The sequence below is a fragment of the Marinobacter segnicrescens genome, from assembly GCF_900111555.1.
Classification (GTDB): domain Bacteria; phylum Pseudomonadota; class Gammaproteobacteria; order Pseudomonadales; family Oleiphilaceae; genus Marinobacter; species Marinobacter segnicrescens.
This window is the reverse complement of the sequence record NZ_FOHZ01000007.1, coordinates 147,203-166,145: the sequence shown is the minus strand read 5'-3', so window position 1 is coordinate 166,145 and position 18,943 is coordinate 147,203. Positions and strand designations below refer to the sequence as shown.

Genomic DNA, 18,943 nt, shown 5'->3' with positions numbered 1-18,943 from the left:
GTCTAGAACGCTATGGGGAGGTACGCAGGTAATCCACTACCGGTTTTTAAACCACCAACAACGAAAGCCTATGACCGAGCCAGACCGTATCGATCATTCCATCATGCGGGAACTGCAGAAAAACGCCCGCATTACCATCACCGAGCTGGCCTCCCGGGTGGGGCTGTCCAAGACCCCCTGCCAGGTACGCATGCGTCGGCTGGAGGAGCAGGGCTATATCACCGGCTACACCGCCCTGCTCAACCAGACCCGTATGGGCATGAGCCATATCGCCTTTGCCCAGGTGACCCTCAACGACACCAGCAGCAAGGCCCTGGCCGCCTTTAACGAGGCGGTGCGGGGCATTGCTGCCGTTGAGCAGTGCCACATGATCGCCGGCAACTTCGATTACCTGCTAAAGGTCCGCACCCGCAACATGGCCGAATACCGGCAGGTGCTGGGGGAGCAGATCTCGGCCCTGCCCCACGTGCTGCAGACCAGCACGTTCGTGGTCATGGAAAGTGTGCGGGACGGGGCCCTCTGACCGGTCCGGGCCATGGTTCTCGCGGACCGGCAGGTAACTACAGTTCCATGAAAAGGTTCCTGCCCCCAAGCAGGAGTACCCAGCTTCTCAGCGGCACACGAAATGGCGATAAAGGCACACTAGCCAAAGTCCCTGATCTGACTGACCAGCTCGGACGCCTTCGCCGGGTCCAGCTGAACAGACGCCAACTGGGTACCAGCACCACCGGCGTTTACCGGTTCCGGGGTTCGGGATTTGCTCCCTGCAACCGGCAGCTCAACCTCCTGCCCCCTGCGTCGCAGTACTTTCATCACGGTGGGGACCGCGGCGTTCTCAGCCACCCATAACAACAACGCAAACACCGGTCCCCCCAGTAACGTCCCGGCGCCGACAAAACCGAGGCTCATGGCAGTGCGACCCAGTCGGGCGGTCCTTGACCGGGTTTCCACCTCTCCACAACTGCGAAGAAGCCTGCGGGAATAGTCATCCGCAATATCTTCCAGTTGCTTGCGGTCGATTTCACCATTGAGATAAGCCTCATAACTGTCGACGAAACCCGCCCGTTTCTCGCCCAGCTCGGTATCCGGCCGCACCAGCTGTTCCCAGAAATCCCTGGCGTCCACCGGAACCCGCCTGGGCAGCTTCAGCGTTGGCGCATCAAACGTTACGGTGTCCATAACGGAATCGACCTGCAACAGGTCGGCGAAAGCCGGGCTGTATCGGGTTTCGACCGCGATGGTGGATGAGTCCAGGGAACTGCCTGCCTGGGCCGGGTCCCTGACCGCAGAAAGGCATACGCCGAAATTGTAGTGGTAAACCTGGTTCGCCAGGCCCATCAGTTCGTCCACCAGGGACTTTGCTTGCGGCTCCTGTCCGGCCAGTTCGAGCACCAGGTTTTCCCACCGTGTTCTCGCTGCGGCATGGGATTGCTCTGATTGCTCCAGGTAGGTATCCAGTACCCGGCGCCAGAGGTCATCACTGACATGGTTCAGCCCCAGACCCTGCACCGTGTGCCCCTGTAATCGCTGCATCATCAGGGTGAAGCCATGGCTGATATCCTTTTTCGGCCAGGGCAGGAAATTCTGATATTGCTGCAATACCGGCTCCCAACGCTTGAGCATGGGGCCAAGGTCGCTCCATTCGGCAGATTTGCGCAGACCTTCAAAGGACTCCACACCCTGGGAAGCCATGGCTTCCGGCAACTCGGCCAGGGACTCGTTACGCTGCAAAATGCGGACAAAATTCTGTTCGATCAGGAGCTTGAGGGGTGATTTCGAGGGATTCAACAGGGCCTCGCGGGCCGCAGGCAGGTTGAGAAGATAGCCATCGTTGAGCACAATCCGCTCACCCATGACCGCCTTGCGCAGGAGCATGTTGTTCAGGTATTTCAGGTCAATGTCGATATCCCACTTGTAGCGGAACACCGAGTCATCAACCGTTCCCAGGTAGGTGTAACTCTTCCTGCTTGATGGCCCTGCTGTTTTCGTCATCGTTCTCTCGGCGGTTTCTTCATGTACGCCAATCATATGCATCAGGGGTAAGCATTTCGACTAATCGCAGGAAGCAACGGGGAAAAAAATCTAACCGCCTGGGTCACGGCCATGCCTGATCACACCAACGCAAATCAGCAACTGGGCAATATAGTAGGTGGCCATAATGGCGACACCCGATCCGGCAAAGGGCGAGACAAACTTGTCGATGGCAATCAGGGTATCGCTGACCATGAAGATCAGCGCACCCAGGGCCACCCAGAGAAATTGACTGTCATCCCGGAAACCGGCGGAGATCGCCATCAGGCTGATGGCAATCATATAAACCAAAGTTACCAGCTGCAGGTCACCAGTCTGTGGAATGATAAACAGGGTGCAGGCCAGGGCGTAGGCAAGGATCACGGCCGCCCAGGGCAATCGACCCACCCGCCAGCGAAACTGTGTGAGAAATAACGCTGTGTAAGTCAGTTGAGCCAGCAGGAAGGCGCCCAGCCCGGGAATAAACAGGCCGTCCAGACTGAGCAGAATGTCCCCGGTTCCCGAGAGCACCAGCGCGGCAATCAGGAAGTTACGGGTTCTCCCCGCGCCCTTTGCCACCACCAACTGAAGGAGCAGTGCAATAGGGATGACCTTGAAAAACCACCCCACGCCGTGGGGGAAAACGTCCCGAAGGGAGATATAAAGCAGAGCAAAGAGGGCAAAGGCCAGCAGCCAGGCAAGCGATGGCACCAGGCGGGTTGCGGTAACACGAGATGGTTTCATTGGCTCTGCTTCCAACACATCTTCACCTCACTCAGTATCGAACCTCATTCACTTTATGTACCCGGTCCGGATGACCAAATACATCGATGACCTGCTGCCGGGTAAGCGGCAAGGCGTACCAATGCTGACCATCCGGCGTGCCAACTACTGGCTCCTCCCTTTCCCCGGCGCAATGGGAACAGATCCCGACCGACAACAGACGTCCCTCCCTGAACACGATGTGGAATCCGCCCCCCGTATAGGCATCGTTCTCTCTGGATTTTTGCTTCCATGAGTCAGGCCACTGTGGAGGCGGTACAAAGGGTGGCAGGTAACGGGCAACCTGTTGCGGTCGCAGAGCACCAATGGAAACCGGTGGACTGTCCGGTGACAGTCTCAGCAGAGCCTCCAAAGGCCTTGAATCCCCTGCTTTCCCCAGATCTATCCCTACCACGTAATAAAGAGGTTCGCCGGAGCCATCAATTTGTTCACCATGGGCCACCAACGGTCCTTTCTCGAAACGTGAGACGTTGGCGCAGCCGGTTAACAGGGTTGCGAGCAGCAGACTGACCAGGATCAAGCGCATGGATATCTCCCCAAACGCAATGATCGATAGTTCAAAGGTCTACGCCATAATGGTGGAGAACAATGATCATTAACCAGTAACAGGTTGTGGTAATGCCAATCGATACCGCGAGGCTGAGGTAGAAGTTGACACCTTGCTTAAGGAGTAACGGCATAGCGACAAATAATGCCAAAGATGGGATGACCAGCCAGAATACGCTGCTGGCAAGTTCGCTGGCCCTGTCGATATCCCCGGTGTCGATGTATAACCAAAGCAATGCCAGAACAGAGGTCAAAGGCACGGATGCAAGAACCGCCCCGATAAATGAACTGCGTTTTGATATCTCCGAGATCAGCACAACCAGAACCGCAGTTACCAAGACTTTTGTTATGTAGTAGGCCAATTATTCTACCTCTCACCAGCAAATGCATGGAGCCGGGCGCACGGTTCGCGGGTCACACGAACCTCTGGTCGGACTCTGGTCCATCCCTGATAGCATAGCCGTCAGACACCCAACCTGAATGCAATATACCAGCCTGTGTGTGTCAATCCCGCTCCTCAGACCTTGATCCGCTGCAGTGCATGACCAAGGTTGAAAAAGTAGTTCTGAAAGGCGCAGTTGATCGCCTCCCGCTGCTCACCCCGCGGGTACAGCCCCATCCTGGCTTCGTCGGTTTCCCGGGTACCCTTGACCAGGAATTCGTTCTTGCAGTCGGCGTCCTGCACAAATGCCTCGAAGGCCCGGGCACAGAGTTCTTCGGGCTTGCTGAAGTAGAGGACACCGGCGGCCTTGTCGGCTTTCGCGGACTGGCGAAACAGATCGCTGGGTCCGGTACCGGCCGGGTTCAGCAGAATGGCCTTGTAACAGGCCTGCAGGCGCTGGTTGAGGGGGTGTGAAACCGGATCGTCCCGGGTCAGCCATAGGGTGGAGCCGAAAGCGCCTTTGCTGCCTTGTTCAAACAGCTTGTCGGCAATGTAGTGATCAAAGGCGTGGAACCACTCATGGGCGATACTGCCGGGACCGGCATTCTTGGCCAGGGCAAAGCTGCGGGTGGCCGGGGTGTAGTGAGCGGATACGCCCGGCTGGCCGCCGATGCCGTACTGCAGGGCCAGGGTGCCCCGCAGGGAGATCAGGGTTTCGGTGCCGCCCAGTATAGTCATCAGATCGCACAGGGCGTCGTAGAACAGGGCGGCACTACGCTGCTTTTCCGGCTCAGTCACCCAGCGGCCGATCTCGACGGTGCGGAACTGAAATCGGCGCCGGACATCCAGGAAGGTCACCGGGGCACCGCCGCGGTGGTCCGGCCCGCGGCGATAGAAGGATCTGGGCATGGGGTCTCACGCTTCGGGTTCAGCGACAGTGTAACTGCCAATGACCGTTTCCCTGAAGCCCTGGCGACGCAGCCCAATGACCTACCACTCCAGCTGCGCGCCGGTCTGGTACTCGATCACCCGGGTCTCGAAGAAGTTCTTCTCCTTGCGCAGGGTGGCCTGTTCGTCCAGCCAGGGGGAGACGTTCTTCGCCCCGGGGAACGGCTCTTCCAGGCCCACGGTTCTCGCCCGGCGGTTGGCGACAAACCGGAACTGCTCGCTGTGGTATTCGGCGGAATAGCCGAGGATGGGATCCCGCAGGATATAGTCAGCATAGGCTTTCTCTGCCGCTTCCGACTCATCCCACATGTCCTGCACCGCCTTGGGATCGAGGGTGATGTTTTCCTCGTCGAGGATCTGGTTGACCACTTTCAGGCCGAAGGAGAAGTGCATGGCTTCGTCCCGCAGGATGTACTGCAGTTGCTCGCCAGTGCCCCGCATCAGGCCCCGGCGCTGCAGGGCGAAGATGGGGCTGAAGCCGTTGTAGAACCAGGTGCCTTCGAACACGGCGGCGAAGAACAGGTAGCTCATGATGAATTCCTGCAGGTCGTCCCGGTTGCGCAGGTTCAGGTCGGAGCGCATGGCGGCATCCAGGCGGCGGTTGGCCATCTGGATCTTGCCGTTGATTTCCGGCACCACCCGGTAGCGGTTGTAGATTTCACTCTGGTCCAGGTTGAGGGTTTCAATGCAGTGCTGGTAAGCCCAGGTGTGCATGGCTTCCTCGTACACCTGGCGGGCCTGGTAGATCTGCAGTTCCGGGGCGCTCATTTTCTCCATCACCGCCAGGCCGATGTTGCGCATGGCGAGGATGTCGGAGGTGGTGAGGTAGGCCAGCACGTTTTCGTACACGTGCTTCTCCGGCGCGGTCAGGCGGTGGTGGTAGTCGTGGACGTCCTGGGCCATGTTGACGTCCAGCGGGGTCCAGTGGTTTTTGTTGGCGTTCATGAAGTACTCCCAGGCCCAGGGGTACTTGAACGGCGCCAGCTGGTTGATGTCGGTTTCGCCGTTGATGACGCGTTTGTCGTCGACGTTGACCGGGGCCGGGCCTTCGGTTGTAGTTTTGGTGGACTCGGTGCTTGGTTGGTCGTCCCAGTTCAGCATGTCGTTTCTATCCTCTGATTCGTTGGCCGGACTTTGGGGGCCGGGACCTGGCCGGGTGCTTTTTCCGCTGCAATTCACGGCCCGTCCCTGGGCCGACCTTGCACCGCGCCATCCATGGCGCTGCTCCAAAAGCACCCGACCAGATCCCGGTCGCACTATGGTGGGTAACCGCCTACTGGCACGCCTCGCAGTCAGGTTCGTCTATAGAGCACACCTGCGGCTGTGGCGCGGCAACCGGGGCTGTTTTTTCAGCGCCGGTGGCACCCAGGGAGCGCAGGTAATAGGTGGTTTTCAAGCCGCGCTCCCAGGCCAGCTGGTACAGGTCATCGAGTTTGCGGCCGTTGGGCTCGGCCATATAGAGGTTGAGGCTCTGGGCCTGGTCGAGCCATTTCTGGCGTCGGGCGGCGGCTTCCACCAGCCATCTTGCATCGATCTCAAAGGCGGTGGCGTATCGGGCCTTGAGTTCTGCCGGTATGCGGTCGATCTGTTGCACGCTGCCGTCGAAGTACTTCAGGTCGTTGACCATGACATTGTCCCACAGGCCCTCAGCTTTGAGGTCACGGACCAGTGAAGGGTTCACCACGGTGAACTCGCCGGAGAGGTTCGATTTGACGAACAGGTTCTGGTAGGCCGGTTCGATGGACTGGGAGACGCCGACGATGTTGGAGATGGTAGCCGTCGGTGCGATGGCCATGACGTTGCTGTTGCGCATGCCGTTTCTGGCAACGAGCTCCCGAACGGGGGTCCAGTCCAGCCGGGTTTCGGTGTTGACCGAGACGTCGCCGTCGCGACGGTTCGCTCTCAGCAGGTCCAGGGAGTCGATGGGCAGGATGCCCTGGTCCCACAGGGAACCCTCGTAGCTTTCGTAGGCGCCCCGTTCGCCGGCTAATGTGGCGGAGGCACGGATGGCGAAGTAGCTGAGCTGCTCCATGGCCACGTCGGCGAACGCCACGGCTTCCGGGCTGGCATAGGGGACGCCCAGTTTGTAGAGGGCGTCCTGGAAGCCCATCAGTCCCAGCCCCACCGGGCGGTGTTTGAGGTTGGAGTTCTTCGCCTGGGGCACCGCGTAGTAGTTAATCTCGATGACGTTATCGAGCATGCGTACGGCGGTGGTGACGGTGCGCTCCAGCCGTTGTACGTCCAGCTCGCCATCCTGCACATGGGCCGCCAGGTTCACGGAACCCAGGTTGCACACGGCGATTTCATCTTCGCTGGTGTTGAGGGTGATTTCGGTGCACAGGTTGGAGCTGTGCACGACCCCTTTATGCTGCTGGGGTGAACGCAGGTTGCAGGGGTCCTTGAACGTGATCCAGGGATGGCCGGTTTCGAACAGCACGGTGAGCATCTTGCGCCAGAGCTGCTTGGCGGAGACAGTCTTGTACAGGGTGATTTCCCCCTGTTCTGCCAGTTTTTCGTAGTGCTCGTAGCGTTCCCGGAAGGCGTTGCCGTATAGGTCATGCAGGTCGCTCACATCGCTGGGGGAGAACAGGGTCCAGTCGCCATCTTCTCGCATGCGTTCAATGAGCAGGTCCGGTACCCAGTTGGCGGTGTTCATGTCGTGGGTGCGGCGGCGTTCGTCACCGGTGTTCTTGCGCAGCTCCAGGAATTCCTCGATATCCAGGTGCCAGCTTTCCAGATAGGCGCAGACGGCGCCCTTGCGTTTACCGCCCTGGTTCACCGCCACGGCGGTGTCGTTGACCACTTTCAGGAACGGCACCACGCCCTGGCTCTGACCGTTGGTGCCCTTGATGTGGGAGCCCAGCGCGCGCACCGGGGTCCAGTCGTTGCCCAGGCCGCCAGCCCACTTGGAGAGCATGGCGTTATCCCGGATGGCGCCATAAATGCTCTCCAGGTCATCCTGTACGGTGGTGAGGTAGCAGGAGGACAGCTGGGAATGTCGGGTGCCGCTGTTGAACAGCGTGGGGGTGCTGGCCATGTAGTCGAAGCTGGACAGCAGCTCATAGAATTCGATGGCGCGGGTGTTGGGGTCATCCTCCCGCAGGGCCAGGCCCATGGCGACACGCATAAAGAACACCTGGGGCAACTCCAGGCGGGCCTGGTTCCAGTGCAGGAAGTAGCGGTCGTACAGGGTCTGCAGGCCGAGGAAGCCGAACTGCTGGTCCCGATCCGGCTTCAGGGCGCCGCCCAGGCGTTCAAGGTCAAAGGCGGCGAGGGCTTCGTCCAGCAGTTCGTAGCGGATGCCTTCGTGAATAAACGCAGTCAGCGCCTGTGGGTAAACCTCCGCCAGCGAGAACGTGGTGGGCAGGTTCAGCTCCCCGGCGGTTTCCAGGCGGATCTGTTCTAGCAGCAAACGGGCGGTGACCGCACTGTAGTCCGGCTCCTGTTCGATACGGCCACGGGCTGTCATGACCAGCGCAGAAAGTACGCCGGTTTCCTCGATACCGTCGTAGAGATTGCGCAGGGCGTCTTCCACCAGGGATTCGCCATTGATGCCCTGCAGACCCGTAGCCGCCTGTTCCACCTGCAGTTTCATCAGGCCCAGGTCCAGGGGCGCTGAAGAACCGTCGGCCTTTTTCACGGTCAGGTGCGGATGCGCTTCCACTGGCTCGTCCAGCGCCCGCTGGCGGGCGTGTTCCTCCCGGTAGAGGACGTAGGCGCGGGCGACTTTCTGTTCTTCACCACGCATCAGGGCCAGCTCCACCTGGTCCTGGATGTCCTCGATATGGACCTTGCCACCGGCCTTCAGGCGACGACTGATGGCCTGGACCACCTGCTCAGTCACGGCTTTGACGGCATGGTTGATATGGGCGGAGCCGGCGGCCTGGTCGCCCTCGACGGCAAGGAAGGCCTTGGTGACGGCGACGCTGATTTTGGAGGGGTCGAAACTCACCAGGGTGCCGTTGCGCTTGATGACCTGGAGGGATTCCGTAGTGGCTGGGGGTGCCTCGGCCAGGGCTGTGGACATGGGTGCTCTCCTTTACAACGCGTTGGGGGTTACTGGCTTCGCGTTGCAGGAGGGGCTGGTCAGCCACGGAATCCACGGAAGAACACGGAAAAAAGATGAAAAGATTTTTTAGCCACTAAACCCACGAAAGAACACGAAAAAACGATTACTGAACAGACAGGTCTGGTTTTTTCAATTTCGTGTTCTTTCGTGGATTTCGTGGCCCAATAACGTCTTGGTCTTTTGCTTTTTTCCGTGTTCTTCCGTGGATTCCGTGGCAAAAAACTGGAACCCGTCCGCTCGCCTTTAAAACGCGAAGGCACAGCACTCTGTCCTTGGCCGGTCTTCGGACTCAGGGGCGTAAACCTTCCGGTTCGGCCTTGCGGGCGACTTCCCGGCTGGAGTTCCTCCTTGCCAGTGTCGTGGTGCCCGCTCGTTCCCCAATACCGCTGCGCGTCAGTTCCGGACTCTCACCGGATTCCCAATACCAGACTGATCATCAATTAATCACAATATCTGGTATTACGCCAAGAACATAAACACTATATACAGAGAAACCACCGACAACAACCATGCTGAGCGACAGAGGGATCAGGATCACACCAGCGAGGTTTCACCCGCCATTTCGATAAACGCCCGGGTGTGGCGGTCGTCGAGATCTCCCGTTCGGACACCCAGATGGATGTGCTTGTGGATGCCCTCGTCACCGAGCCGGATTGGAGTAATGGGCAGGGTTTCGGCGTACTCCTCCACCAGCCACAAAGGCAGTGTGGTCACACCCCGGCCGGCGGCGACCATCTGCAGCATCATCTCGGTGGCTTCCAGTACCTTGTGCTTTTTGGGCAGGCAACTGGCAGGCAAAAGGAATTGCTGGAAGATATCCAGGCGCTCGATGGCCACCGGGTAGGTATAAAGGGTCTGGGCGGCCACCTGCTGCGGGGTGACGCGTTCCAGCCCGGCAAGCTCGCTGTCACGGCTGACCACAAGCACCTGCTCGTAGGGAAAGACCGGTTCGAAGTGGATGCCTTCGCGAACGATCGGATCCGGGGTCACCAGCAGGTCAATGTCGTGGTTGAACAGCGCCGCCATGCCACCGAACTGGAATTTTTGGGTGACGTCCACATCCACCCCTGGCCACCGGGCCAGGAAGGGGTCCACCACTTTCAGCAACCACTGGTAACAGGGGTGGCATTCCATGCCAATGTTAAGCGCCCCCCGCTCGCCCCGGGCAAACTGCAACAGGCGCTCATCCACCCGTTCCAGCTGGGGCAGCAGGCGGTTGGCCTGTTGCAACAGGTAATCACCAGCCTGGGTGAGCTTGAGGCCCCGACCTTCCTTCTGCCACAAGGGCGTACCCAGTAGCTGCTCGAGCCGGGTGATCTTGTGACTGAGGGCGGACTGGGTCAGGTGCAATGCCCTGGCGGCAGCGGTCAGGGAACCCTGGCAGTCGATTTCCCGCAGGATTTTCAGATGGCTTCGTTCGATCATGGCTATTTATGAATCGATGTCATGGATTGGTGACATTTAACCATTTTTCGTCATGAACTTCAGTGGTTATGCTCCTGCCACTTATTGATTAACAGGAGCACCAGCATGGCACTGACACACAACCTCGGGTTTCCCCGCATCGGCACCCGGCGAGAACTCAAATTCGCACTGGAAGACTACTGGAAGCCGAAAACCACCGCGGACGACCTGTTGAACACGGCGAAACACCTGCGGCAGCAGAACTGGCAAACCCAGGCCGACCTGGACTACGCGCCGGTGGGGGACTTTTCCCTGTACGACCATGTCCTGGACATGAGCTTCACCCTGGGCCATCTACCGGAGCGGGTTCAGGGACTTAAGGGCAGCGAACTGGACCACTACTTCCGCGTGGCCCGGGGCCGGTCACCGGCGGACTGCGGTTGCGGCATTGCGGCCGGTGAGATGACCAAGTGGTTCGACACCAACTATCACTACATCGTCCCGGAAGTGTCCGAGGACACGGCATTCTCCCTCAACAACCAGAGGCTGTTAGACCAGATTGCCGAGGCGCGCAGTGCCGGTGTTTCCCCCAAGCCGGTAATCATCGGTCCGGTCACCTACCTGTGGCTGTGCAAGGCCCGGGAAGGCGACGACCGCCTGCAACTGCTGGAGCGCCTGCTGCCGGTCTACGGGCAATTGCTGGATCAGCTGGCGGACCTGGGGGTGGACTGGGTTCAGGTGGATGAGCCCGTCCTGGTCACCGAACTGGACGCCGACTGGAAAGCAGCCCTGGAAACCGCCTACCACGCCCTCAAGGGAAGCCGCAGCAAACTGCTACTAACCACCTATTTCGGCACCCTCGCGGAAAACCTGCAGCAGGCCTGCAACCTGCCAGTGGCCGGTCTCCACATAGACGCGGTACGGGGCAAACAGGATGTGCAGGCGGTGGTCGACTGGCTGCCCCCCCACAAGGTGCTGTCCCTGGGGGTGATCGACGGACGCAATATCTGGAAGACGGACCTCAACGGTCTTTTGGAATGGCTGACACCGGTCCACGACAAGCTCGGTGACCGCCTGTGGCTGGCCCCCTCCTGCTCGCTGATCCACGTACCCGTGGACCTGGCCCTGGAGAGCGACCTGGATCCTGAGATCCGCAGCTGGCTGGCCTTCGCCACCCAGAAACTGGACGAACTCCGTGTGCTGAAAAGCGCCCTCAATGAGGGGACTGACGCTGTGGCAGGACCCCTGGCCGATAACGCCCGGGCCATTGCCAGCCGGCGGGCATCAGGCAGGGTCAATAATCCGGACATCAGACAGCAGGTGCAGGCCATCACGCCGGAGCTGGGCCAGCGCAAGAGCCCCTACTCCATTCGGGCGAACAAGCAGGCTCAACATCTGAAGCTGCCCCGCTATCCCACCACCACCATCGGCTCCTTCCCGCAGACCACGGACATCCGCAAATCGCGGCTGGCGTACCGCAAGCAGGAAATCAGCCGGGAACACTATGTCACGACCATGAAGACAGAAATCGAGCGAGCCATCCGCGAACAGGAAAAGCTGGGGCTGGACGTGCTGGTCCACGGTGAGGCAGAGCGCAACGATATGGTGGAGTACTTTGGTGAGCAACTAGAGGGCTACATTTTCACCCGTTTTGGCTGGGTACAGTCCTATGGTTCCCGCTGTGTAAAACCGCCGATTCTCTATGGTGATATCCACCGCCCCGGTCCCATGACCGTGGAGTGGATTGCCTACGCCCGCTCTCTTACGGACAAGCCCCTCAAAGGCATGCTTACCGGCCCGGTCACCATCCTCAACTGGTCCTTTGTGCGGGACGACCAGCCCCGGCGTGACACCGCCTTCCAGCTGGCCCTGGCCATCCGCCAGGAAGTGCTGGACCTGGAGGCCGCCGGCGTCAACATCATCCAGATTGACGAGGCCGCCCTGCGGGAAGGCCTGCCCCTGCGCCGGTCACAGTGGCAGGACTACCTGGACTGGGCTATCGATGCGTTCCGCATCACCGCCAACGGCGTGAAGGACACTACCCAGATCCACACCCATATGTGCTATTCGGAGTTCAACGACATTATTGAAGATATCGCCCGCATGGACGCGGACGTCATCACCATCGAAACCTCCCGCTCCGCCATGGAACTGCTGGATGTATTCGAGGCGTTCCGCTACCCGAACGAAATCGGCCCGGGAGTCTATGACATCCATTCACCGAACATTCCGTCCCGGGATCAGATCGTCAGCCTGATGAGCAAGGCAGCGGAACGGGTGCCGGCAGAACGCCTGTGGGTAAACCCGGACTGCGGCCTGAAAACCCGGCAGTGGGAAGAAGTGATTCCGGCCCTGGAGAATATGGTGGCTGCGGCGCGGGAGTTGCGGGAAGCCGCCGGTTAACGCCTGCTCCTTCTGATCAGGCGGCTGGAGCTGAAGGGGGGAGTCGAACCCCCGACCTACTGATTACGAATCAGTTGCTCTGCTGCCTGAGCTACTGCAGCACTCAGGACAGGTTTTACAGGCCGGGAAGAGGGATTCAAGGAGTCGGGGCCTGTCTGCCATAGATGCAGGATCTACGGCAGACAGGCGTTAGCTCATTCGACCGTGACGCTTTTCGCCAGGTTCCTGGGCTGGTCCACATCGGTGCCCTTCAGTACTGCCACGTGGTAGGACAGCAGCTGCAGCGGCACGGTGAAGACGATGGGTGCCGTAATCGGGTGCACTGAGGGGATCTGCATGACATGGATGCCGTCTTCGGACTTAACGTCGGCCTCGCGATCAGCGAAGACGAACAGCTCACCACCCCGGGCGCGGACTTCCTCCAGGTTGGATTTGAGCTTTTCCACCAGGTCGTTATTGGGGGCAACGGTGACCACGGGCATTTCACTGTCAACCAGTGCCAGGGGGCCGTGCTTGAGCTCGCCGGCCGGGTAGGCCTCGGCGTGGATGTAGGAGATTTCCTTCAGTTTCAGGGCGCCTTCCAGGGCCACCGGGAACTGGGAGCCACGCCCCAGGAACAGGCTGTGGTGCTTGTCCACGAAGGCTTCGCTGAGCTCGGCGATGGCGTCATCCAGCGCGAGTACATCCGCTACCTGGCCAGGTACCAGTTTAAGGGCCTGGACGATTTCGGCTTCCTTTTCCTCCGACAGGCCATTGTGCCGGGCCAGAGCCAGGGTGAAGATCAGCAGTGCAGTCAGCTGGGTGGTAAAGGCCTTGGTGGAGGCCACGCCGATTTCCGGGCCAGCCTGGGTCATGATCACCAGGTCCGACTCCCGCACCAGTGAGCTGCCCGGTACGTTACAAATCGCCAGGGCGGCGCGGAACCCCGCCTTCTTGGCCTGGCGCAGGGCGGCCAGGGTGTCGGCGGTTTCGCCGGACTGGGAGATGCAGAGGAACAGGGTGTCCGGCTGGATCACGTGCTTGCGGTAGCGGAACTCAGAGGCCACTTCCACGGAACAGGGAACACCCGCCAGCTCCTCGATCCAGTAGCGCGCGACCATGCCAGCGTGGTAACTCGTACCACAGGCGATGATCTGGACGTGACGGACATTTTCCAGCAGTTTCCCGGCGTCTGTACCCAGGGCCTGCTCGAGCACGTGGCTGTCGGTGAGACGGCCTTCCATGGTGGCTTTGATAACCGCCGGCTGCTCGTGGATTTCCTTCAGCATATAGTGGCGGTACTCACCCTTGTCGGCCGCATCATGGCCATGTTCGAAACGGGTCACTTCCCGCTCGGCGGTTTGACCGTTCCGATCGACTATATCGATCCGATCCCGGCGCACATCGGCAATGTCCCCTTCCTCCAGGAACATGAAACGGTCGGTGACCGGCAACAGTGCCAGCTGATCGGAAGCGATGAAATTTTCGCCAATACCCACACCAATCACCAGCGGGCTACCCTCTCTGCAAACCACCAGGTGGTCCGGTTCATCCGCATGGAGGACTGCCAGGGCGAAGGCCCCGCGTAGTTGGCTGATCGCCGCACGAACGGCCTTGAAGAGGTCCTGCTCGTTGCGGTACTGCTTTTCGATCAGGTGGGCAACCACTTCAGTGTCGGTCTGGGAGGTAAACTCGTAGCCCTCTGCCCGCAGCGCTTCCCGGAGTTCCTGATAGTTCTCGATGATGCCGTTGTGGACAATCGCCAGGCGCTCCCCGGACATATGGGGGTGGGCATTGATACGTGACGGCTCGCCATGGGTCGCCCAGCGGGTATGGGCAATGCCGATCGGGCCCGGTGATGGCTGGGCAGCGATGGATTCTGCGAGCGCCGCCACCTTGCCCAGTTCACGGGCCCGGTGGATGTTACCTTCCCCGTTCAGGGTGGCCAGGCCGGCGGAGTCGTAACCCCGATATTCAAGGCGTCGCAGCCCTTCCAGCAGGATCCCTTCAACGTCCCTTTGCGAGACTGCTCCAACAATGCCGCACATAAGATTCTTCCGCTCTTGAGTCAGGTCAGGCTTTCTTTTCAGGCCGCTTCCAGCCCTTGATATTCCGTTGTCGACCTCGGGCCACGGCCAGGTCTTTTTCCGCTACGTCGGTAGTAATGGTGGAACCGGCGCCAATAACCGCGTCCGCTGCCACCGAGACCGGTGCTACAAGCGCGGTGTTGGAACCCACGAATACGTTATCTCCCAACACCGTCTGGAACTTGTTCACCCCATCATAATTACAGGTAATGGTGCCTGCACCCACATTCACATTACGGCCAAGGGTGGCGTCGCCGACGTAGCTCAGGTGATTGATCTTGCTACCCTCGCCCACCTCGGCCTTCTTGGTTTCCACAAAGTTGCCCACCTTCGCAGTACGGGCCAGGCGCGTGCCCGGGCGCAACCGGGCAAAGGGGCCGATCTGGCACTGCTCGGCCACGTCCGCACCTTCGATCACGGAGTTAGCGTGCACGGTGACGTTATCAGCCAGCCGGGCGTCCCGGATCAGGCAGTTAGGGCCGATGGACACGTTATTACCAAGGGTTACCTCGCCCTCAAACACCACGTTCACATCGATCAGCACATCCTGGCCGACGGTCAGGTTACCCCGCACGTCGATCCGGTCCGGATCGGCCAGAGTGGCGCCTTCGGTCATCAGGCGCTCCGCCTCACAGCGTTGATACCAGCGCTCCAGCACTGATAGTTGCAGACGGTTATTCACACCCTGCACTTCCTGTTCGTGGGAAGGCTGGGCCACTTCGATGGTCATGCCTTCCCCCGCCGCCATGGCGATAATATCGGTCAGATAATACTCGCCCTGTGCATTACTGTTGGACAGTTGCGGCAACCAGCGCTTCAGGTGATCCGAGGTCACCGCCAGGATGCCAGTATTCACCTCACAGATCGCTTTCTGGGATTCGGTTGCATCTTTCTGTTCAACGATGGCGATCACCTTCCCCTGCTCATTTCGCAGGATGCGGCCATAACCATCCGGGTTGGCCAGGTCGACAGTGAGCAGCCCAAGGCTTTGCTGGTTCACCCGGGACACCAAGGCCACCAGGGTTTCCGGATTGATGAGCGGCACATCGCCATAAAGGACCAGCACAACGGCTCCATCGGGCACCGCCGGCAACGCCTGCGCCACAGCATGGCCGGTGCCCAGCTGCTGCTCCTGCAACGCCCAGGTGACGTCAGTCGCCGGAGTGACCGCTTTTACCTGATCTGCACCATGGCCGATAACACCGTGGATGCCTTCCGCGCCCAGTGTGCGGGCGGTATCCATGACATGGTGCAACATGGACCTGCCGGCCACCTTGTGGAGTACCTTTGGGAGGCTGGATTTCATGCGGGAGCCCTGGCCGGCGGCCAGGATGATCACGTGGAGCGGGGCTGTCATGGCTGGTCCCTGAGTTCTGTGTAATCGGGTCATTCTCTAACAAAAAAAGCCGCACTCACGATGACAGTACCCGCCAGATTCAAATCCGGCCGGTACGCCACGATGATGCGGCCCGGGTGAGCCCGTTCCAGAGGAACGGTATCAGCGTACTTTCTTGCGCAGCTTTTCCAGGGTACGGAGCTGTGCAACCGCCTCTGCCAGTTCGGCAGCGGCGCGAGAGTACTCGAACTCACCAGTCTTGTTCGCCAGTGCCTTCTCGGCCTCTCGCTGGGCTTCCAGCGCTGCGGCTTCATCCACGTCCTTGGCACGGACAGCGGTGTCAGCCAGCAGGGTGACAACGGAGGGCTGAACCTCCAGGTAGCCACCCGAGACATAGATGATCTCTTCCTCACCACCCTGCTTGAAGAAGCGGACAGGGCCGGGCTTCAGCGCAGTCAGCAACGGTGCGTGGCCGGGCTGGATACCCAGCTCACCCTCGGTGCCATTGGCGATCAGCATTTCCACCAGGCCGGAGTAGATCTTTTCTTCGGCACTTACGACGTCACAATGTACAGTCATAGCCATCTCGGTTGCCTCTCAGGTCGGTCAGCGAAGGGAGGGTGACTTACTTGTCACCCTTGGACTTCAGTTCCTTCGCCTTCTCGACCGCTTCCTCAATGGTACCGCACATATAGAAGGCCTGCTCAGGCAGGTCGTCGTAGTCACCATTGAGAATGCCCTTGAAGCTGCTGATGGTTTCCTTCAGGGAAACGTACTTGCCGGGAGAGCCGGTAAATACCTCAGCAACGTGGAACGGCTGGGACAGGAAACGCTCAATCTTACGGGCGCGGGCAACGGTCAGCTTGTCTTCTTCTGACAGTTCATCCATACCCAGGATGGCGATGATGTCCTTCAGTTCCTTGTAACGCTGCAGGTTGGTCTGCACGCCACGGGCGACTTCGTAGTGCTCTTCACCGATCACCAGCGGATCCAGCTGGCGGGAGGTGGAATCCAGCGGATCAATCGCCGGGTAGATACCCTTGGAGGCGATGTCACGGCTCAGTACCACGGTTGCGTCCAGGTGAGAGAACGTGGTGGCAGGAGACGGATCAGTCAGGTCATCCGCCGGTACGTATACCGCCTGGATGGACGTGATGGAGCCAGTCTTGGTGGAGGTAATACGTTCCTGCAGCTCGCCCATCTCCTGGGCCAGGGTCGGCTGGTAACCTACCGCTGAAGGCATACGGCCCAACAGTGCGGATACCTCGGTGCCAGCCAGGGTGTAACGGTAGATGTTGTCAACGAACAACAGTACGTCACGGCCTTCGTCACGGAACTTCTCGGCCATGGTCAGGCCGGTCAGGGCTACCCGCAGACGGTTTCCGGGGGGCTCGTTCATCTGGCCGTAAACCATGGCCACCTTGTCGAGAACGTTGGACTCCTTCATTTCGTAGTAGAAGTCGTTACCTTCCCGGGTCCGCTCACCAACACCCGCGAATACGGAGAGACCGGAGTGCTCTTTCGCGATGTTGTTGATCAGTTCCATCATGTTTACGGTCTTGCCCACGCCGGCACCACCGAACAGGCCAACCTTACCACCCTTGGCGAACGGGCAGATCAGGTCGATAACCTTGATGCCGGTTTCCAGCAGGTCGGCGGAGGCCGCCTGGTCGGCATAGCCCGGAGCCTTGCGATGGATTCCCCAGCGCTCTTCTTCGCCGATCTCGCCCTGTTCGTCGATGGGACGGCCCAGAACGTCCATGATACGGCCCAGAGTGGGGGTACCAACCGGCACCGAAATCGGCTTGCCGGTATTTTCTGCTTTCAGGCCACGCTTGAGGCCTTCGGTGCTGCCCATGGCGATGGTACGAACAATGCCGTCACCCAGCTGCTGCTGGACTTCCAGAGTTGTTTCGCCACCTTCAAGCAGCAGTGCGTCATACACGTTGGGTACGGAGTCACGCGGAAATTCCACGTCGATAACCGCGCCAATGATCTGAACGATGTGTCCGCTACTCATGCTCGGTTCCTCGTTATCTCAATAGTCACTAAAGCCAGTTGGATCGTGATCCGGGTCAGACCGAAGCCGCGCCGCTCACAATCTCCGAAATTTCCTGGGTGATGGCTGCCTGACGGGCCTTGTTATAGGCCAACTGGAGCTCATCAATAATGCTGCCGGCGTTGTCGGTTGCGCTCTTCATGGCAATCATCCGGGCAGCCTGTTCGCAGGCCAGATTTTCCACCACGCCCTGGTAAACCTGGGACTCGATGTAACGTGGCAGAAGGCCATCCAGGATTGGAGCCGCGGCAGGCTCATAGAGATAATCCCACTGGCTTCTGATCTCTTCGTCTTCGCTCGGCGGCAGGGGCAACAGCTGCTCCACCTTCGGCTGCTGGGTCATGGTGTTCACAAACTCGTTGTGAACCACGTACAGCCGGTCGATACGACCTTCCTCGAACGCGTCCAGCATTACCTTGACGTTACCGATAAGCTGTTCCGCGCTGGGGGTGTCGCCCAGGTGGGTCAGTGCCGCGACAACGTTGCCGCCATAGTTGCGGAAAAACGAGGCGCCTTTCTGACCGATTGCACAGATGTCGGACTCAACACCCTTGTTTTTCCAGTCACGCATTTCACGGACCAGCAGCCGGAACAGGTTACTGTTCAGGCCACCACACAGTCCCCGGTCAGAGGAAATCACGATGAAACCGACCCGGTTAACCTCACGATCCATCAGGAAACTGTGACGGTACTCCGGATTGGCCAGCGCGATATGCCCAATAACCTGACGCATCTTTTCCGCATACGGGCGGGTCGCCTGCATACGTTCCTGAGCCTTACGCATCTTGCTCGCCGCCACCATTTCCATGGCGGAGGTGATCTTCTGCGTGCTCTTGATGCTTCCGATCTGGTTACGTATTTCTTTTCCGACGGCCATAAGTCACTGCCTTTTCAAGTTAGACACTCATGTGAACCACTTGGCCCGCAACGGGGCGGG

The 18,943-nt window shown here is 59.6% G+C and carries 15 protein-coding genes, 1 tRNA gene and 1 riboswitch; of the genes, 2 read left to right on the top strand and 14 right to left on the bottom strand.

Annotated elements, in window-relative coordinates; genetic code table 11:
* Nucleotides 1-70 precede the first annotated feature (70 nt).
* Nucleotides 71-523, top strand: a complete 453-nt coding sequence (locus BM036_RS09500) for an Lrp/AsnC ligand binding domain-containing protein (protein WP_091850890.1) — start codon at nucleotides 71-73, stop codon at nucleotides 521-523.
* 119 nt (nucleotides 524-642) lie between these two features.
* On the opposite strand, the gene BM036_RS09495 is transcribed toward BM036_RS09500, so the two are convergent.
* From BM036_RS09495 to BM036_RS09460, 8 genes are all read right to left on the bottom strand, one after another.
* Complete coding sequence (locus tag BM036_RS09495; RefSeq protein WP_143066589.1) at nucleotides 643-1,992, bottom strand: hypothetical protein; 1,350 nt, start codon at nucleotides 1,990-1,992, stop codon at nucleotides 643-645.
* A 90-nt stretch (nucleotides 1,993-2,082) separates the two neighbouring features.
* Nucleotides 2,083-2,754, bottom strand: a complete 672-nt coding sequence (locus tag BM036_RS09490; RefSeq protein WP_091850884.1) for a lysoplasmalogenase — start codon at nucleotides 2,752-2,754, stop codon at nucleotides 2,083-2,085.
* Nucleotides 2,755-2,785: 31 nt separating this feature from the next.
* Complete coding sequence (locus BM036_RS09485; protein WP_091850881.1) at nucleotides 2,786-3,319, bottom strand: hypothetical protein; 534 nt, start codon at nucleotides 3,317-3,319, stop codon at nucleotides 2,786-2,788.
* A gap of 31 nt (nucleotides 3,320-3,350) precedes the next feature.
* Nucleotides 3,351-3,701 carry a DUF3147 family protein gene (locus BM036_RS09480; protein ID WP_091850879.1) on the bottom strand — a complete coding sequence of 117 codons (351 nt, stop codon included), beginning with the start codon at nucleotides 3,699-3,701 and terminating at the stop codon, nucleotides 3,351-3,353.
* A gap of 155 nt (nucleotides 3,702-3,856) precedes the next feature.
* A complete protein-coding gene (locus tag BM036_RS09475) occupies nucleotides 3,857-4,630 on the bottom strand; it encodes a CLCA_X family protein (protein WP_091850875.1) in 774 nt (257 codons plus the stop codon).
* An 81-nt stretch (nucleotides 4,631-4,711) separates the two neighbouring features.
* Nucleotides 4,712-5,770 carry a ribonucleotide-diphosphate reductase subunit beta gene (locus tag BM036_RS09470; protein ID WP_091850872.1) on the bottom strand — a complete coding sequence of 353 codons (1,059 nt, stop codon included), beginning with the start codon at nucleotides 5,768-5,770 and terminating at the stop codon, nucleotides 4,712-4,714.
* A gap of 172 nt (nucleotides 5,771-5,942) precedes the next feature.
* Nucleotides 5,943-8,696 (bottom strand): ribonucleoside-diphosphate reductase subunit alpha, encoded by a 2,754-nt coding sequence (locus tag BM036_RS09465; protein ID WP_091850867.1) that lies wholly within the window; start codon nucleotides 8,694-8,696, stop codon nucleotides 5,943-5,945.
* 299 nt (nucleotides 8,697-8,995) lie between these two features.
* Nucleotides 8,996-9,222: riboswitch (cobalamin riboswitch) on the bottom strand.
* 50 nt (nucleotides 9,223-9,272) lie between these two features.
* Entirely contained in the window at nucleotides 9,273-10,163 is an 891-nt protein-coding gene (locus BM036_RS09460; RefSeq protein ID WP_091850864.1) for a LysR family transcriptional regulator, read from the bottom strand.
* A 105-nt stretch (nucleotides 10,164-10,268) separates the two neighbouring features.
* On the opposite strand from BM036_RS09460, the gene metE reads away from it, so the two are divergent.
* Nucleotides 10,269-12,545 (top strand): 5-methyltetrahydropteroyltriglutamate--homocysteine S-methyltransferase, encoded by a 2,277-nt coding sequence (gene metE / locus BM036_RS09455; RefSeq protein WP_091850861.1) that lies wholly within the window; start codon nucleotides 10,269-10,271, stop codon nucleotides 12,543-12,545.
* Between the two features lie 25 nt (nucleotides 12,546-12,570).
* Here the strand turns inward: metE and BM036_RS09450 are convergent.
* From BM036_RS09450 to atpG, 6 genes are all read right to left on the bottom strand, one after another.
* Nucleotides 12,571-12,646: transfer RNA gene (locus BM036_RS09450), tRNA-Thr, on the bottom strand.
* A gap of 93 nt (nucleotides 12,647-12,739) precedes the next feature.
* Nucleotides 12,740-14,572 carry a glutamine--fructose-6-phosphate transaminase (isomerizing) gene (glmS, locus tag BM036_RS09445; protein ID WP_091850858.1) on the bottom strand — a complete coding sequence of 611 codons (1,833 nt, stop codon included), beginning with the start codon at nucleotides 14,570-14,572 and terminating at the stop codon, nucleotides 12,740-12,742.
* 25 nt (nucleotides 14,573-14,597) lie between these two features.
* On the bottom strand, nucleotides 14,598-15,968 hold the full coding sequence (gene glmU / locus BM036_RS09440; RefSeq protein WP_091850855.1) for a bifunctional UDP-N-acetylglucosamine diphosphorylase/glucosamine-1-phosphate N-acetyltransferase GlmU: 1,371 nt from the start codon (nucleotides 15,966-15,968) through the stop codon (nucleotides 14,598-14,600).
* A gap of 141 nt (nucleotides 15,969-16,109) precedes the next feature.
* Nucleotides 16,110-16,532, bottom strand: a complete 423-nt coding sequence (locus BM036_RS09435) for a F0F1 ATP synthase subunit epsilon (RefSeq protein ID WP_091850852.1) — start codon at nucleotides 16,530-16,532, stop codon at nucleotides 16,110-16,112.
* Between the two features lie 40 nt (nucleotides 16,533-16,572).
* Complete coding sequence (gene atpD, locus BM036_RS09430) at nucleotides 16,573-17,967, bottom strand: F0F1 ATP synthase subunit beta (RefSeq protein WP_091850849.1); 1,395 nt, start codon at nucleotides 17,965-17,967, stop codon at nucleotides 16,573-16,575.
* Between the two features lie 55 nt (nucleotides 17,968-18,022).
* The gene (atpG, locus tag BM036_RS09425) at nucleotides 18,023-18,883 is read right to left on the bottom strand and encodes a F0F1 ATP synthase subunit gamma (RefSeq protein ID WP_091850846.1); all 861 of its coding nucleotides are present in this window, start codon (nucleotides 18,881-18,883) and stop codon (nucleotides 18,023-18,025) included.
* Between the last annotated feature and the right edge of the window lie 60 nt (nucleotides 18,884-18,943).